This window comes from Williamsia sp. (assembly GCF_016462415.1).
Lineage (GTDB): Bacteria > Actinomycetota > Actinomycetes > Mycobacteriales > Mycobacteriaceae > Williamsia_A.
In genome coordinates this window covers 1-13615 of record NZ_JAEMTF010000081.1, presented here as the reverse complement: position 1 = coordinate 13615, position 13615 = coordinate 1, and the positions used below count along the sequence as shown (strand labels likewise).

Sequence of the window (13615 nt, the reverse complement as noted above, 5' to 3'; positions counted from 1 at the left end):
TCAGTCCTTGTCGGTCTCGTTGCGTTCACGGGGTCAACGAACGAGGTGCCCGATTCTCTCCCGAGGCGGCGCATCTCTCTGATCGATCCAGGGAAGACGGCGCCACCGCAGCGACGGGATTGCGGGCAGGCTCGGCGCGTGCAAATCACTCTCGATGCTGTCCCAACGGGTTGACCTAACCCCGTACGCTCCGAACGTGAGCCTGACGGAGGATGAGGAGAGGTACTGGCGTGCCTATCTCGCCGAGACACCCGATTCGCCCGGGAAGAGCCAGAACGTCATTGCCGGACATCCGGGCAGCCCCGAGATCGCAGACACTCTGCTCGCCTTGTATCTGCAGGGTGACAAGGTCGCCGGCAGCGGACTGGTCGAGGACTACACCACCACGGGTGACCCGCTACCGCAGGTGGGAGATCACTGGATCGTTCTCGACTCGCTCGGCTCTCCCCGGTGCATCCTGCTCACCGTTCGGATCGAGAACCACAAGTTTCTCGAGGTGCCGGAATACATCGCAGCCGCCGAGGGCGAAGGAGACATGTCCCTCGCCCACTGGAGATCGGCCCACTCTGGTCGATACGCCGCACACCTCCGGGATTGGGGACTGACCCAGATCGAGGACGCGACGGTCATCACCGAGTTCTTCCAAGTCGTCTACGCAAAGGACCAGGCCGGCGATCACACATGAGCCCTGCGCGGGACTCGCCCCAGCAGTTCGGTACGCGCTCTGGCTGAGGAATCCGCACGACTTGGTCGCGTGCAAGCCATAGACCGCGATCAGCCGCCCTCGATGTCGCCCTCGGTCTCGAGATACACCTGCTGCAGCTGCGCGAGGAGTTCCGGCGACGGTTCGTGCCACAGGTCGCGGCCCGCGGCCTCGAGCAACCGCTCGGCGATGCCGTGCAGTGCCCATGGGTTGGACTCGTTCATGAACTTGCGGTTCGTCTCGTCGAGCACGTAGGTCTCGGTGAGCTTCTCGTACATCCAGTCCTGCACCACACCGGTGGTGGCGTCGTAGCCGAACAGATAGTCCACGGTCGCCGCCATCTCGAAGGCGCCCTTGTATCCGTGCCGGCGCATCGCGTCGAGCCAGCGGGGGTTGATGACCCGGGCACGGAACACGCGCGCGGTCTCCTCGGACAGCGTGCGGGTGCGCACCGACTCCGGACGGGTGCTGTCGCCGATGTAGGCCTCCGGCGATTTCCCGGTCAGGGACCGCACCGTCGCAACCATGCCGCCGTGGTACTGGAAGTAGTCGTCGGAGTCGGCGATGTCGTGCTCGCGGGTGTCGGTGTTCTTCGCCGCCACCGCGATTCGCCGGTAGGCGGTGCGCATGTCGTCGGCCGCCGGGATCCCGTCGAGTCCACGTCCGTAGGCGAACCCGCCCCAGGTGGTGTAGACCTCGGCCAGGTCCTCGTCACTGCGCCAGCTCTTGCTGTCGATCAGCTGCAGCAACCCGGCGCCGTACGAGCCGGGCTTGGACCCGAAGATGCGGGTGGTGGCGCGCCGTTCGTCGCCGTGGTCGGCGAGATCGGCCTGTGCGTGGGCGCGGACGAAGTTGGACTCGTCCGGCTCGTCGAGGTCGGCGACGAGGCGTACGGCGTCGTCGAGCATCGCGAGCACGTGCGGGAACGCGTCGCGGAAGAACCCGCTGATGCGGACCGTCACGTCGATCCGTGGCCGACCGAGTTCCTCCAGGCCGATGGCCTCGAGGCGGACTACGCGTCGCGATCCCTCGTCCCAGATCGGCAGGACGCCGAGCAGGGCGAACACCTCGGCGATGTCGTCGCCGGAGGTTCGCATCGCGCTGGTCCCCCAGATCGACAGCCCCACCGACTGCGGGTACTCGCCGTGGTCCTTCTGATAGCGCTCGATGAGCGATTCGGCCATCAGTTGGCCGGTCTCCCACGCCAGCCGCGACGGGATGGCCTTGGGGTCGACGGAGTAGAAGTTGCGCCCGGTCGGCAGCACGTTGATCAGCCCGCGCAGCGGGGAGCCGCTGGGACCGGACGGGATGAACCCGCCGTTCAGCGCGTGCAGGATCCGGTCGACCTCGCCGTTGGTCTGACGCAGCCGCGGCACGACCTCGGTCGCGGCGAACTCGAGGATGCGGGCGACGGTCTCGCGCTGTTCGTCGACCGCGATGTCTGCGGTCACCGTGGCGACCGCGTCCACCGACCAGTCGGTGTCGGCCATGGCGGCGATCAGACCCCGCGCACGGACCTCGATCTCGTCGACGCGGTCGCGCACCTCGTCGCCGTCCTCGGACAGGCCCAGCGCCTCCCGCAGACCGGGGACGCTGCGCTCGCCGCCCCACATCTGCCGCGCACGCAACATCGCCAGCACCATGTCGATCTCGGACTCGCCGTCGGGTGCCTCGCCCAGGATGTGCAGACCGTCGCGGATCTGGACGTCCTTGATCTCGCACAGCCAGCCGTCGACGTGCAGCAGCATGTCGTCGAAGACCTCTTCGGCCGGTCGCTCCTCGAGACCGAGGTCGGTGTGCATCTGCGCGGCGGTCATCAGCGTCCAGATCTGCTGACGGATCGCGGGCAGTTTGACCGGGTCGAGGGTGGTGATGTTCGAGTGCTCGTCGAGGAGCTGCTCGAGGCGGGTGATGTCGCCGTAGCTCTCGGCCCGGGCCATCGGCGGGATCAGGTGGTCGACGAGGGTCGCGTGCGCCCGTCGCTTGGCCTGGGTGCCCTCCCCCGGGTCGTTGACCAGGAACGGGTAGATCAGTGGGAGGTCACCGAGTGCGGCGTCGGTGCCGCACGACGCCGACATGGCGAGAGTCTTGCCGGGCAGCCACTCGAGGTTGCCGTGCTTGCCGATGTGCACGATCGCGTCGGCCCCGAACCCGCCCCGCTCGCGCGGTGCGGCGACCCAGCGGTAGGCCGCGAGGTAGTGATGGCTCGGCGGCAGGTTCGGATCGTGGTAGATCGCGATCGGGTTCTCGCCGAACCCGCGCGGGGGCTGCACCATGAGCAGTACGTTCTCGAACTGCAGTGCGGCGATGACGATCTCGCCGTCGGGGTCCGACGAACGGTCGACGTAGAGCTCGCCGGGCGGCGGTCCCCAGTGGTCGACGACCTGCGCGCGGAAATCCTCGGGCAGGGTGTCGAACCATTCGCGGTACAGCGCGGCGGAGATGCGGATCGGGTTGCGTTCGAGCTGTTCTGCGGTCAGCCAGTCCGGGTCCTGTCCCCCGGCCTCGATGAGTGCGTGGATCAGGGCGTCACCGTCGCGTGCAGCGAGTCCGGGGATGGCGTGCTCGCCCTCCTCCGGGCCCATCTCGTACCCGGCTGCGCGCATCGCGGTGAGGATGCGGATGGTGCTGGCCGGGGTGTCGAGACCGACGGCGTTGCCGATGCGGGCGTGCTTGGTGGGGTACGCCGAGAGCATCAACACCACGCGCTTGTCCGCTGCCTCGATGTGTCGCAGCCGCGCATGACGGGTGGCGATGCCGGCGACCCGGGCGCAGCGCTCGGGATCGGGGACGTAGGTGCTCAGACCGTCGGAGTCGATCTCCTTGAACGAGAACGGGACTGTGATGATCCGACCGTCGAACTCGGGGACGGCGACCTGCGTCGCGACGTCCAGCGGGGTCATGCCGTCGTCGCCGTCGGCCCACGTCGCCCGGCTGCTCGTCAGGCACAGGCCCTGCAGGATCGGGACGTCCAGCGCCGCGAGCTCGGCGACGTTCCACGACTCGTCGTCCCCGCCGGCGGTTGCACCGGCCGGCTTGGTCCCGCCGGCCGCCAGGACGGTGACGACCATCGAGTCGGCCTGACGCAGCGTGTCGAGCAGTTCGGCCGGGGCCGAACGCAGCGAGGCGCAGAAGATCGGTAGCGGCCGGGCGCCTGCGGTCTCGATCGCATCGCACAGCGCGTGGATGTAACCGGTGTTGCCGGAGAGGTGTTGGGCTCGGTAGTACAGGACGGCGACGGTCGGGCCGTCGTCGGTGTCCAGGGCGGGGCGGTCCAGGAGACCCCAGGTCGGCGCGTGGACCGGCGGGTCGAAACCGTGGCCGGTGAGCAACACCGTGTCGGACAGGAACCAGCTCAGCTGCAGCAGGTTCTCCGGACCACCCTCGGCGAAGTAGGTGTGGGCCTGCGACGCCACGTTGGCGGGCACCGTCGACAGCTCCATCAGCGCGGCGTCGGGGGCCATCTCGCCGCCGAGCATCACCACCGGCAGTCCCGACCTCAGGACCGCGTCGACGCCGCTGTCCCACATCTGCCTGCCACCCAGGATCCGCACCACGACGAGGTCGACGCCGTCGAGCATCACGGGGAGGTCCTCGGAGACGAGGATGCGGTTGCAGTTGGCGTAGCGGTAGTCGCCGCCGCTGGCACGTGCACTCGAGAGATCGGTGTCCGACGTGGACAGCAGCAAGATCACGGGTTGTGCCTCCCTTGGGGTTTCGCGCCCCGGTGGTTCGGTGGACGTGCGCAGCGAGCGGATCGGGTCTGACTTCCCGCGTCGCCGCAGGTCACAGTGGCGCGACCGCACCGGAATCGCACCGGTTTCCGCACCGCTCAGGTGCGATCGTACGGGGCCGATGCCCTCCGGTCGTAACCTGGAGCGCGTGGATACGTCGCCGGAGGGACCCCGCAGGACGCGGGCCGACGCGTGCCCCGGAGCCCTGCAGTTGCACGAGGCCTCCGACGGCGCGCTCGCGCGGGTCCGTCTGCCGGGCGGCATGCTCACCCCCGAGCAGCTCTCGGTGCTGGCCACGGCGTCGCGAGAACTGTCCACCGGAGACCTCGAGCTCACCAGTCGCGGCAACGTGCAGTTCCGGTCGGTGACCGACGCCGACGACCTCGCCGTACGTCTGGCCGACGCCGGACTGCTGCCGTCACCGACGCACGAGCGGGTCCGCAACATCCTGGCCTCGCCGTTGGCCGGTCGTGTCGGCGACGGCCCCGACGTGTCGGACCTCGTGATCCGGCTCGACGAGGCGCTGCGCGCCGATCCCGACCTGGCCGAGCTGCCCGGGCGCATCCTGTTCACCGTCGACGACGGTCGTGGAGACGTCAGCGGACTCGATGCCGACATCGGCGTGCACGCGACCGGAGACGACTTCGCCCTGGTCGTGGCCGGCGCCGACACCGGGGTCCGGGTCCCGCCCGAGGCGGCCGTCGAGACGATGATCGATGTCGCGCGCGGGTTCGGCCGCGAACGCACCACACAGTGGCGGATCGCCGAGATCCCGGGCGGGGTCGACGCCGTCGTGTCGCACACCGGTCGGGTGCCCAGCGCAGAGAAGATCGACTTCGACGTCGTCGGGTCGGCACCGGTCGGATGGTTCGACCAGGCCGACGGGCGGGTCGCGCTCGGTGCGGTCCTGGCCCACGGCCTGTTGCCCGCGCGCACCGCCGAGGTCATCGTGGCCGTGGGAGCACCGGTCATCGTGACCCCGTGGCGGTCGATCGTCCTGGTCGACCTGACCGAGGGCGAGGCCGAGGCCGTGGTGCGGGTCCTGGCCCCGATGGGCTTGATCTTCGATGCGAACTCCCCCTGGGCGAGCGCCACGTCGTGTGTCGGATCCCCCGGCTGCGCCAAGTCCCGCGCCGACGTCCGGGCCGACCTGGAACGCGCCGTCGACGACGGCGAGGTCGTCCCCGGTGAGCGCCAGCACTGGGTCGGCTGCGAGCGCGCCTGCGGGACGCCGCGCAGTACCCACGTGCGGGTGCAGGCGGTCGGCGACGGATACGAGCGTCAGAGCATCGGCGAAGTGCCGCTAACGTGAGTGCCGACATGTACTCCTATATCCACGACGGCGCCGAGATCTACCGGCAGTCCTTCGCCACCATCCGGGCCGAGTCCGACCTGTCGGCCTACGACGACGACGTCGAACGGGTCGTCGTCCGCATGATCCACGCGTGCGGCCAGACCGACCTACCCGCCGACGTGGTCGCGACACCCGGCCTCGTCCGCGCGGCCCGCTCGGCGCTCGAGCGCGGCGCACCGATCCTGTGCGACGCGACCATGGTCGCCTCCGGGGTGACGCGACGTCGCCTGCCCGTCGACAACGACGTCCTCTGTCTGCTCGGCGATCCCCGCACACCCGGATTGGCCGAACAACTGCACACCACGAGAACCGCTGCCGCAGTCCATCTGTGGGAACCGATGCTCGACGGCGCCGTCGTCGCCATCGGAAACGCCCCCACCGCGCTGTTCGCGTTGCTCGAACAGATCGACGCCGGAGGCCCCCGTCCGGCAGCCGTGGTCGGCGCGCCGGTCGGGTTCATCGGTGCGGCGGAATCCTGCGCGGCACTGGCCGAGCGCACCGACCTGGAGTTCATCACCGTGCTGGGCCGCCGCGGCGGATCGGCCATCACCGCCGCCGCGGTCAACGCGCTGGCGAGCCCGGTGGAATGAGCGACGTGGCCGGGAAACTCTGGGGCGTCGGCATCGGCCCCGGTGACAGTGAGCTCGTCACCGTCAAGGCCGCACGCGTGATCGGCGAGGCCGACGTGGTCGCCTACCACTGTGCGCGGCACGGTCGCAGCGTGGCATTGGGGATCGCGAAACCCTATGTGCGTGAAGAACAGATCTTCGAAGAGCTGATGTACCCGGTGACCACGGAGACCACCGACCACCCCGGTGGCTACCGGGGTGCACTGCAGGAGTTCTACACCGCGGCGGCGCAGAGACTGGCCGAGCATCTGCGCGCCGGGCGATCGGTGGCGCTGCTCGCCGAGGGCGATCCGCTGTTCTACAGCAGCTACATGCACATGCACAAACGCCTGTCCGCCGACTTCGAGGCCGAGATCATCCCCGGTGTCACGTCGGTCAGCGCGAGCACTGCCGCAGTGGGGATCCCGTGGGTGGAGGCCGACGAGACCACGACGGTGTTGCCCGGCACGATGGCCGCCGACGAACTCGTGCGCCGGCTGCGCGACAGCGACGCGGTGGCCATCATGAAGCTGGGACGGACGTTCCCCGGCGTGCTCGATGCGCTCGAGACCGCGGGTCTTGCCGACGTGGCCTGGTACGTCGAGCGCGCGTCGACCGGCACCCAGCGGGTGATCCCGGTCCGCGACGTCGACCCCACGTCGGTCCCCTATTTCTCGATGGTCGTCGTGCCCGGCGCGCTCAACCGACCCGTGAGCCAACCCGTCACCGCCGCAGACGTGTCGGTCGGAGAGGTGGTCGTGGTGGGCCTCGGTCCCGGCGCCGATCGGTGGACCACACCGGAGGTCGCGAGCGAGCTCGCCCGGGCCACCGACATCGTCGGTTACAAGACCTACCTCGCCCGCGTCACGCCGCGCACCGGCCAGCGGATGCACGCCAGCGACAACAAGGTGGAGTCCGAACGGGCCTGCATGGCACTCGATCTCGCCGCCCGCGGCGCGCGCGTCGTGGTCGTCTCATCCGGTGATCCCGGCGTGTTCGCGATGGCGTCGGCAGTGGTCGAGATGGCGGCCGAGCCCGCCTGGGAACACGTCGACGTGCGGGTGGTCCCGGGTGTCACCGCCGCCAACGCGGTGGCCGCTGCGGTCGGCGCCCCGCTGGGCCACGACTACGCCGTGATCTCACTCTCGGACCGGCTCAAGCCGTGGGAGACGATCGAACGGCGTATACGTTCGGCGTTGGAGGCGGATCTGGTGATCGCGATCTACAACCCGGGGTCGGCGAGTCGCACCTGGCAGGTCGAGGCGCTGCAACGCATTCTGGTCGAGACCGTGGGTGTCGATCGCCCCGTCGTGCTCGGTCGCGACGTCGGCGGACCGGACGAGGCGGTGTCGGTGACGAGCGCGGGCGCGCTGGTCCCGGCTCGGGTGGACATGCGCACGCTGATCATCGTCGGGTCGTCGACCACGCGTGTGGTCGATCGGGTCGGCGGGGCGGCCGTCTTCACCTCTCGGCGTTACGGTCCATCAGCCGACTGATCACCGCGTCGAGGGTGTCGACGAGATCGACCCCCGCCGGTGATGGCGGTCGTGCCACCATCACCACCGCCACCCCGAGTTCCCGTGCGGCGACCAGCTTCGCCCGGGTGTGTTCCCCGCCGCTGTTCTTCGTCACCAGGGTGTCGATGTCGTTGTCGCGGAGCAGTGTCAGTTCGGATTCCAGATCGTAGGGCCCGCGGCTCCGGATGATCCGATGATGCGGCGGAAGGTCACCGGTCGGCGGGTCCACCACGCGGATCAGGTAGAAGGCGAAGCCGTCTCCGGCGAATGCGGTGACGTCCTGCCGACCAGTGGTCAACAGGATCCGACGGTCGCGACCGGACACCGCGGTCGCGGCGGCGGCGATGTCACCGACGACCGTCCATCGGTCATCGGCCGCAGGGACCCACTGTGGACGTCGGAACGCGATGAGGGGAACCCCCAGCGGTGCGGTCGCCTCCGCCGCATTGCGTGAGATCTGCTGTGCGAAGGGATGGGTGGCGTCGATGACGGCGCGACAGTCGTGCTCGACGATCCACGCGCGCAGGGCCGCCGGACCGCCGAAACCGCCGATACGCACCTCCCCGACCGGGAGTCGGGGCTGCTGCACCCGCCCGGCCAGCGACGAGATGTAGGGCACGTCGAGGTCGCGCAACTCGGCGGCGAGCGCACGTGCCTCGGCCGTCCCGCCGAGGATGAGTACCGGACCGTGACCGGTCATGCTCGGGCGGAACCGTTCTCGCCGGCGACCTTGGTCATCCGAGCCTGCGAGTAGAGGTAGCTGTCGGGGAACCCGCTGGCCGCCAGTACCGGCCCGACGAAGATCACCGCGGTCCGTACGATACCGGCCGACGTCGTCTCGGACGCGAGACGATCGAGGGTGCACCGAATGATCTGCTCGTTGTCGCGGCTGGCGAAAGCGACGACCGCGCAGGGACACTGCGGACCGTAGTGCTCGAGGAGATCGGCCTGGACCTGGTCGATGCGATGTGCTGCCAGGTGCAACGCCAGCGTGACGCCGGTGGCGGCCAGCTCGGCGAGGGTCTCCCCCGCGGGCATGTCCGTCGACAACGTCGAGACGCGCGTGATGAGCAGGGACTGGCCGATCCCGGGGACCGTGAGCTCGCGTCCGAGCGCCGCGGCTGCGGCCGAGAAGGCGGGTACGCCGGGGACGACGGTGTGACCGATCCCGACCGCGTCGAGGGCCCGGATCTGTTCGGCAACAGCGGAATACAGCGACGGGTCGCCCGAGTGGAGGCGCGCGACATCGTGGCCGGCGTCGTCCGCGGTGCGGATGTGGCCGATGATCTCGTCGAGGGGCATCCGCGCGGTGTCGATCATCACCGCATCCGGCGGACAGTGCTCGAGCATCTCGTCCGGGACGAGCGACCCGGCGTAGAGACAGGTCTGGCAGCGCGCGAGGGTCTGCGCACCCCGCAGGGTGATCAGGTCGGCCGCGCCGGGACCCGCGCCGATGAAGTGAACGGTCATGAGTGCTCCTTGGTGGCGATCCATTGCGTGACCGGCAGCACCGGGCGCCAGGTGGTCATCGACCCGAGCGGAGCGGCGTGTTCGAGATGCACCCGGCGCAGTTCGCCACCGTGTGTCCGATGCCAGTGCAGCACCGCCGTTTCCGACTCGATGGTGACCGCATTCGCGACGATGGTGCCGCCGGGTCGCAGCGCCGACCAGCACGCCTCGACCATGCCGTCGGTACACAGTCCACCCCCGATGAAGATCGCGTCGGGAGTCGGCGCGCCGTGGAGCGCCTGCGGCGCCTCCCCATCGACGGTGATGGTGGTGCCGACGCCGAGGCGTTCGGCGTTGCCGAGGATCCGCTCGCGACGTGTGGGGTCGGTCTCGAACACCACCGCCCGACAAGTGCTCTCGGTGCGCAGCCACTCGATGGCGACCGAACCGGCGCCGCCGCCGACATCCCACAGGAGTTGACCGGGCGCGGGTCGCAACGCCGTGACCGTGAGCGCGCGGACCGCGGTCTTCGTCAGCTGCCCGTCGTTGTCGAACTCGCTGTCGGGCAGACCTGATTGTCGTGACGACGCCGGGCCCACGCACTCCACCGCGACGATGTTCAGCCGATCCCCGGGCGGTCGGTTCCAGGTGCCCGCGGTTCCGTGTGCGATCGTCTCGTCGGCGCCGCCGAGCTGTTCGAGGACGGTCAGACGCGACTCCCCGTGCCCGGATCGGATGAGCTGGGCGGCAATTGCCTCGGGAGAGCCGGCGTCACGGCTCAGGATCAGCAGACGCACCCCGGCGCTGATGTCGCGGGCCAGTGAGGTGACCGGCGCGGTGACCAGGCTGACGATCCGGGTGTCGGTGAGGTCCCATCCGAGTCGCGCGGCGGCCAACGACGCGCTCGACACGGTGGGGACGATCCGGACGCGGTCGGCCCCGACGTGCCGGATGATCGTCGTCCCGACGCCGTGGAACATCGGGTCGCCGCTGGCCAGGATGTGCACCGGGGTCTCCGGGGGCGCGTCGAGCACCGCATGGAGATCGTCGACCATCGGTGAGCTCCACGCGTGACGGCGGGCGGCGAGTTCTGGGAGCAGGTCGAGCTGCCGCGGGGACCCCGCGATGAGGGTCGCTCGGCGCAGCTCGTCGCGCGCGGTGTCGCCGAGCCCGTTCCAGCCGTCCGCGCCGATACCGATGACGACGAAGTCTGTCTCGCTCACGTCCGCGTCACCGCGGGATCTTGCGCCACACGGCCTGCGGCAACAGGCGCATCCCGAACATCGCCGGGCGGATGGCCCAGGGGATCCAGACGGTGCGCTTACCGCGGTGCAACGCCGTGACGACGGCGGCCGCGACCTGCTGCGGTGTGCTGGACAGGGGTGCGGGTTTCACGCCGGAATCCATGAGGTCTCTGGTCATCGCGCCGATGACGAAACCGGGCCGGGCGATGAGGACCTGGACACCGGTGTCGTGCAGGGAGTCCGCGAGACCGGAGGCGAACCCGTCGAGACCGGCCTTGGTCGAGCCGTAGACGTAGTTGGCCTGCCGCACACGGATGCCGGCCACCGACGAGAAGACCACGATCGCCCCGGCGTCGGCGGCGCGCATCACCTGCGCCAACGGGGTGATCACGCTGATCTGGGCCACATAGTCGATGTGCGCGATCTGCAGCGCGTGGGACACGTCGGTCTCGGCGCGCTGCTGGTCGCCGAGGATCCCGAACGCCACGATCGCGACCCCGATGGCTCCGTGTTCGGCGACGACCGACTCGATGAACGGGGTGTGGCTCGCGATGTCGTCGGCGTCGAACCCGACGGTGTGCACCGCGGTCGCACCCGCATCGCGGATGACCTGTACCTGGGCGGTCAGGTCATCGGGGCGTCGTGCCGCCAGGACGACGACCGCTCCGTCGGCGAGGCGACGGGCGACGTCCAGCCCGATCTCGCTCCGCCCACCCAACAGGAGGATCACACCGTCGGGCGTCGTCGATCGTCCGGCTCTGCTCACCCGGTCATTGTCCCACCCCGCCGATCCGCCCCGCGACCACCGCCGACTGTGCGGCACCAACTCACCCTGTAGGTCACACCTGCCCGGGTGCGCTATCGCGGATCACGGGTTACGCAGGTTCTGAACGACATCCCGATAGAACTCGGCCACGAGCTTGCTCGTCGCGTTCACGACGCTGCCGCGAGCCGCGCCACCTTTCCCACCGAGAGGACCGGATTGGCTGAGCAAGAACTTCTTCACCGGCTTGTCCGACTCGGGAACGATGGTGTCGGGTTTGTCGCGCAGTATCCCGAGCTCCGCGGTACGACCAGGCGTCGTCTGTCGACCGCTGAGAATTGTCTGCACGGTGATCTTGGGGGACGCGTCGGGGATCTGTTTCATCAGGGCCTTCACCCGCGTCGGTCCCCTGGAGGCATCTGACGCTTCGCAGGTGATGGAGCACGTCGCGCGCTCGAGGCGAAGGTCCAACGAGATGACGAGGGGGCCGACGGCGCCCGGGATCCGCAGCGATCCGTAGAGGGCGCCTGAATCCGCCAACTGTTGCAGTCGTGGCGTGCTGTCCTCCCGCCTACTCGGGAAGATCGGTACGACATCCACCCCCAGTAAGCACGACAGATCGTGACCGAGGTGTCGGACCAGTTGATCGAACTGATGGCACACTTCGGTGGCAGCTTTGTCTTTCGAGTGCAGCGTGTGATTCTTGACCGCGTCTCGCACGAGTACCCATAGCGGGCCCATGTCGGTGAAGCCGTGCAACTTCGAATTGCTGTGCTGGAGATAACGAACGAACTCGCGCAGAACCCAGCTCTGCGTCGTGTCCTCGATCCGTTGATACATCGACATCTGTATGGCCACCGACCGGACTTCGTCCCACGAAAGGTGGTGTACAGCCAGGTTCTTCAGTTTCCGTTTGTCGATCGTGACCGGAAGGTCGTCGTGCCCGCCCAGTAATTGATTGCTCACGGTGATCAGCGCGTCGAACTTGTTCTGCTTGGCGAGAGCCACGTAACGCTCCACCTGCTCGACCGTGAGTGCGTTGTCTCCCGTCTTGGCTTCGACGAGGGCAGTCCACTCGCGCTGGCCTCGCCGGATACGGATGAGTCCGTCCGGGCGAAACTTCGTGTCGGCGTAGTCGAATTCCGGCTCGATATAGGTGTCGATCGTCCCGGCGGGTGCACCACAGCGTCGCGTGAGTTCGCGTCCGAACTCCCTCACTCCGCCCATGACCGCCAACAGGGCCGACACTGCCCGTCGCTCCCGTTCACCGCCGGTGCCGATCCCGGACACTGAGAAGAGTCGGGCGCGATCCCATTCATCGTCGTCGAACGCCGATGAGGCCAAGGACCATTCGGGGAGTTTTGGTGGACGAACCGGTCTGCGCACGCTGATCGTGCGAGCGGGCGCAGCCAATGCGTGGTTGGTCTTCTCCTCCTCGCCGCTCGCTGCCGGTGCAACGTCGTCGGTCACTTGTGAGGCTTCGACCGTCGTAGATTCCCGCTCGGCGTCCGGCCGTTCGACGTCCACGCCGAATTCGGCGGCGAGCTCGGAAAGGCCTCGTGCATAACCTTGTCCGACCGCTCGAAACTTCCATTCATCGTTTCGGCGATAGAATTCCCCGAAGATGATCGCCGTTTCGCCGCCTTCCGGTACGACCTCGAATACGGCGACGTTCGCCCCGGAGTCGGAATCCATCAGCTTCACGGTGAGTTGAGAGGCGTCTCGAAAGGTGTCATGTCGTGCGTCGTCGAGACTCGCGGCGACGATGACACGGTGCACATCGTCGTCGAGGCGGGACAAAGACACCTGGACCGCATCGGCGTTCGCAGCGGTGTCGTCGACGTTCACCGCACTGTCATCGCAAATGCACACAGCGCCGTGTACCGACACCGACTGGTTGAAGAAGATGAAGTCATCGTTCGAGCGGACCTTGTGCTCGGCACTCAACTGCAGAGCGCTGACATCGAGTCGGGCGCCGTTCGCGAAAGCCGATGCCATGACCACGGTGATGCTCGTCGCGTCCGAACCAATGGGCGCGACCGAGAAATTCTCGCCTTTGGACAGGGCACGTGCCTGTGATTCGGACATGACCCGACTATGACATGACCCCGTACCTCTGTCCGGCCGAATGGCGCGGGTGAGACTTCTCGCCGCTCAGCGGGTTCGTACGGCCAGGTCGACGGGGGCGCAGTCGCGCTCCGCGGAGCGCGGATACGCTGGGTTCGTGCCCCGTACCGCGAGTG

The 13615-nt window shown here is 68.5% G+C and carries 10 protein-coding genes and 1 riboswitch; of the genes, 4 read left to right on the top strand and 6 right to left on the bottom strand.

Going from position 1 to position 13615, the window contains the following annotated elements:
- Positions 1-196 precede the first annotated feature (196 nt).
- Entirely contained in the window at positions 197-685 is a 489-nt protein-coding gene (locus JHC79_RS17230; RefSeq protein ID WP_296393039.1) for an ASCH domain-containing protein, read from the top strand.
- An 89-nt stretch (positions 686-774) separates the two neighbouring features.
- On the opposite strand, the gene cobN is transcribed toward JHC79_RS17230, so the two are convergent.
- Positions 775-4398, bottom strand: coding sequence for a cobaltochelatase subunit CobN (gene cobN / locus JHC79_RS17225; protein WP_296393037.1), 3624 nt, complete (start codon positions 4396-4398; stop codon positions 775-777).
- Between the two features lie 66 nt (positions 4399-4464).
- Positions 4465-4528: riboswitch (cobalamin riboswitch) on the bottom strand.
- 57 nt (positions 4529-4585) lie between these two features.
- Here cobN and cobG point away from each other — a divergent pair.
- From cobG to JHC79_RS17210, 3 genes are read left to right on the top strand one after another with little or no spacing between them, the layout of a single operon-like run.
- On the top strand, positions 4586-5749 hold the full coding sequence (gene cobG / locus JHC79_RS17220; protein WP_296393035.1) for a precorrin-3B synthase: 1164 nt from the start codon (positions 4586-4588) through the stop codon (positions 5747-5749).
- An 8-nt stretch (positions 5750-5757) separates the two neighbouring features.
- On the top strand, positions 5758-6381 hold the full coding sequence (locus JHC79_RS17215; protein WP_296393054.1) for a precorrin-8X methylmutase: 624 nt from the start codon (positions 5758-5760) through the stop codon (positions 6379-6381).
- Positions 6378-7895, top strand: a complete 1518-nt coding sequence (locus JHC79_RS17210) for a precorrin-2 C(20)-methyltransferase (protein ID WP_296393033.1) — start codon at positions 6378-6380, stop codon at positions 7893-7895. The genes JHC79_RS17215 and JHC79_RS17210 overlap by 4 nt, the downstream gene beginning before the upstream one ends.
- On the opposite strand, the gene JHC79_RS17205 is transcribed toward JHC79_RS17210, so the two are convergent.
- From JHC79_RS17205 to JHC79_RS17185, 5 genes are all read right to left on the bottom strand, one after another.
- Positions 7861-8616 (bottom strand): cobalt-precorrin-6A reductase, encoded by a 756-nt coding sequence (locus tag JHC79_RS17205; protein WP_296393030.1) that lies wholly within the window; start codon positions 8614-8616, stop codon positions 7861-7863. The genes JHC79_RS17210 and JHC79_RS17205 overlap by 35 nt on opposite strands.
- Positions 8613-9386: a precorrin-4 C(11)-methyltransferase gene (gene cobM, locus JHC79_RS17200; RefSeq protein ID WP_296393029.1), complete on the bottom strand. Its 774-nt coding sequence runs from the start codon at positions 9384-9386 to the stop codon at positions 8613-8615. The genes JHC79_RS17205 and cobM overlap by 4 nt, the downstream gene beginning before the upstream one ends.
- Positions 9383-10588, bottom strand: coding sequence for a precorrin-6y C5,15-methyltransferase (decarboxylating) subunit CbiE (cbiE, locus tag JHC79_RS17195; RefSeq protein ID WP_296393026.1), 1206 nt, complete (start codon positions 10586-10588; stop codon positions 9383-9385). Before cbiE ends, cobM begins: the two co-directional genes overlap by 4 nt.
- Before the next feature lie 7 nt (positions 10589-10595).
- Positions 10596-11375 carry an SDR family NAD(P)-dependent oxidoreductase gene (locus tag JHC79_RS17190; protein WP_296393024.1) on the bottom strand — a complete coding sequence of 260 codons (780 nt, stop codon included), beginning with the start codon at positions 11373-11375 and terminating at the stop codon, positions 10596-10598.
- A gap of 102 nt (positions 11376-11477) precedes the next feature.
- Entirely contained in the window at positions 11478-13460 is a 1983-nt protein-coding gene (locus JHC79_RS17185; RefSeq protein WP_296393022.1) for a TerD family protein, read from the bottom strand.
- Positions 13461-13615: the final 155 nt, after the last annotated feature.

Coding starts and splice junctions, on each gene's coding strand:
- JHC79_RS17215 (WP_296393054.1), top strand. CDS start 5,758: ATGTACTCCTATATCCACGACGGCGCCGAGATCTACCGGCAGTCCTTC.
- JHC79_RS17210 (WP_296393033.1), top strand. CDS start 6,378: ATGAGCGACGTGGCCGGGAAACTCTGGGGCGTCGGCATCGGCCCCGGT.
- JHC79_RS17205 (WP_296393030.1), bottom strand. CDS start 8,616: ATGACCGGTCACGGTCCGGTACTCATCCTCGGCGGGACGGCCGAGGCA.
- cobM (WP_296393029.1), bottom strand. CDS start 9,386: ATGACCGTTCACTTCATCGGCGCGGGTCCCGGCGCGGCCGACCTGATC.
- JHC79_RS17185 (WP_296393022.1), bottom strand. CDS start 13,460: ATGTCCGAATCACAGGCACGTGCCCTGTCCAAAGGCGAGAATTTCTCG.